Source organism: Pelagimonas sp., from assembly GCF_050633425.1.
Taxonomy (GTDB): Bacteria; Pseudomonadota; Alphaproteobacteria; order Rhodobacterales; family Rhodobacteraceae; genus Pelagimonas.
The window spans coordinates 1-2,766 of sequence record NZ_JBOEGM010000055.1; the positions used below are offsets into that span (position 1 = coordinate 1).

At 59.5% G+C, this 2,766-nt stretch carries 3 protein-coding genes; all 3 read left to right on the forward strand.

What is annotated here, in order from left to right; all coding sequences use genetic code 11:
- A partial coding sequence (locus ACRBB0_RS26725; RefSeq protein WP_431377518.1) for a hypothetical protein occupies nucleotides 1–510 on the forward strand: 510 nt, incomplete at its 5' end.
- Nucleotides 507–908: a C40 family peptidase gene (locus ACRBB0_RS26730; protein ID WP_431377519.1), complete on the forward strand. Its 402-nt coding sequence runs from the start codon at nucleotides 507–509 to the stop codon at nucleotides 906–908. The genes ACRBB0_RS26725 and ACRBB0_RS26730, both read left to right, overlap by 4 nt.
- The coding region (gene gpJ, locus ACRBB0_RS26735; protein ID WP_431377520.1) for a TipJ family phage tail tip protein at nucleotides 905–2,766 on the forward strand (1,862 nt) is incomplete at its 3' end. The genes ACRBB0_RS26730 and gpJ, both read left to right, overlap by 4 nt.

Below are 2,766 nucleotides of genomic sequence, written 5' to 3' on the forward strand. Positions count from 1 at the left end.
ATCACAGCACGCAGGGATTTTGACGCCGCGCATAGCAGTGACGTTGGCGTTGTTCTGATGCAGTTTGAGCATCCTGAGGATGGGTCTGTTTTGCGGGTCTCGTCTGATCCGACGGAACGCTTGTCTGTGGACCCGTTGCTTTATGGCACCCGCTCAACCTGGCTGGGCGCGAACCCGGTGACCGAGCCATTTTTGTTCCTGACCTTGGGGGTGGAATGGCCGGGGGACCAGGAGGAGGCAGGGTTTGAGGCGCGGCTGATCCTGAGTAATTTTGACAGCCAGACGGTCCAGACCCTGCGCAGTTTCACCCGACCAGCGGTGGCGGATTTGGCCCATGTCATGGCGTCAACGCCGGACTTGGTTGAGGTTGAGGCGCGCGACTTGATGTTGGTGGCCTCAGACATTGATGCCGATCGCATTGAGCTGACCTTGTCGCGGCGCGTGATTGAGGACGAAGCCTTTCCGTCACATCGCATGACCAAACAACGGGTGCCGGGGTTGTTCGCATGACGCAGTGGAACAGCTATGTGGGGATCGCGCAGCGCGATCACGGTCGTGAGATGTCAGGCGCGGATTGCTGGGGGCTGGCCTGTCTGGTCTATGCACATGAGCTGGGGATTGAGTTGCCGGATTATGCGGGCGTGCATCCCAGCGACATCGAGCGCCGCGACATCGATCAGATCATGGAAAGTGAAGCCGCTGCCAACCGTTGGCTCGGGGTGGATCAGGCGCGCAGTTTCGATCTCTTGTTGTTTCGGATGGGGCCTTATCGGTGCCATGTCGGCATCGCGATTGATGCGCGCCGCATGCTGCATGTGCACTCGGACCATTCCAAAATCATTCCGCAATCTGATCCGGCCTGGGCCAAGCGCCTGATCGGAATCTATCGCCATGAGGGCTTGCAATGAGTGTACCTGTCATCGTGACCCATGGGCCAATGCCCGAGCAGACCCGCCGTCGTTTTGAGCTGGCAACGACGGTCACAGTGGCCCAGATCGTGGCGCAGGCCTTGCCGGGGGCCGGAGAGGATGTGCGCGATCATGTGCGCGTTGTCCTGGTGTACCGGGATCAAAAAACGGCGGTTCCGCACAGGTGGTGGCCCCATGTGCGCCCTCATTCCGGTGTCACGGTGCTGATCCAGATCGTACCGACCGGGGGAGGGATTATCTCTCTTGCCCTCAAGGCCGCGACGCTTGTGACAAAACTGGCGGCAACAACGTTTGGGTCGGCGAACCTCGGAGTTTTTGGCCTGAACACTGTCTTCTTCGGCACCTTGGCCGGGATTGGATATGTGGGCTATCGCCTGGCCTCGGCGCTTGTTCCGCAGCTTGAGCAACCCGGTTCCGGCAAAAAAGACCGCGAGCAATTTGAGATCAACGGCTGGCAAAACGAGGCGCGGGCCAACGAGGCCTTTCCCGATTTGCGCGGCCGGATGCGTGTTGCCCCAATCTTTGTGGCGCGTCCCTACACAGAAATTGTTGGCGGGGATCAATACATCCGCGCGCTGTTCAGCTTTGGTTTTGGTCCGGTCAAGATCGAAGATCTGCGGATCGGTGACGCCCCGATCACAGACTTCGCAGATGTGGAACTGGAGATCCGCGAAGGCCGAGCGGGCGATGATCCGATCTCTCTGGTGGATTTTCAGGTTCTGGAGGAATCTCTGGGGGTGGATTTGATCCGGCCGCTGCCTGTCGATGCCTTCGGAGAGACGATCCCCGACCAGCCGACGGTTGAAACACCTGTCACGCGCCAGACGGCCGCCAATGCCAGCACCGCCAGTGTGATTGTGACCTTCCCCGAAGGGCTCAGCCGGATCAGCAAAAACAGCGGGAAACGCCGGTTCCGGGAGGTGGCAATTCGCATCCGGCAGCGCCAACCGGGGGGCGATTGGCAGGAGGTGCAGACGCTCAACATTCGAGAGAAGCGCGGAACGTCTTTTAGTCGACAATACACCTGGTCTTTGCCTGAACGCGGAATTTGGGAGATCGAACTGACCAGAATGAGCGACGATACAACCAAGACCAATGTGTTCAGTCGCTCCACCTGGAGCGCCTTGCAAAGCTTCCGCCCTGAACAGCCGATCAACTTTGATCAGCCATTGGCCCTAGTGGCGGTGCGCATCCGAGCCAGTTACCAGCTCAACGGTGCCCTGGACAATCTGAACGCTCTGGCAACGCGCTATCAAGACGATTGGACAGGCAGTGAATGGCTTGAAGGCTTGCCGCGCAACCCGGCAGCACATTTTGTCGGTGTGCTGCAAAGCGCGGCCGGGGCCTATCCGGTCGGCAGCGATGTGATTGATTGGGTCGCGATTGAGGACTGGCACAGCTATTGTGAAGACAAGGGGCTCAAATATGATCGCCAGCACAAGGGCGGCGAAAGTCTGGCGGATGTGCTGCGCGCGATTTGCGCCGCCGGCCGGGCCACGCCGCGCCGGGATGGCCTCACATGGAGCGTTGTCATTGATCGCCCGCAAGACGTGATTGTGGATCACATCTCGCCGCGCAATTCGCGCCAGTTTCAGGCGCATCGCAGCTTCTTTGACCCTCCACACGCCTTGCGGGTTCGGTTTTCCGATGAGACCAATGATTGGGCCTCGGCAGAAAAGGTCATTGCTTGGCCCGGACATAGCGGCGCGATTGATCTGACCGAAGAGATCACCCTGCTTGGCAAAACCGATCCCGATGAGATTGAGCGCGAGGTTGTGCGGCGCATGTATGAGATGGAGCGCCGCCCCGATCGCTTTACGGTCATTCAGGACGGTCT

What these genes read in the sequence shown, in the direction of transcription:
- ACRBB0_RS26730 (WP_431377519.1), top strand. Translation starts at nt 507, where the DNA reads ATGACGCAGTGGAACAGCTATGTGGGGATCGCGCAGCGCGATCACGGT.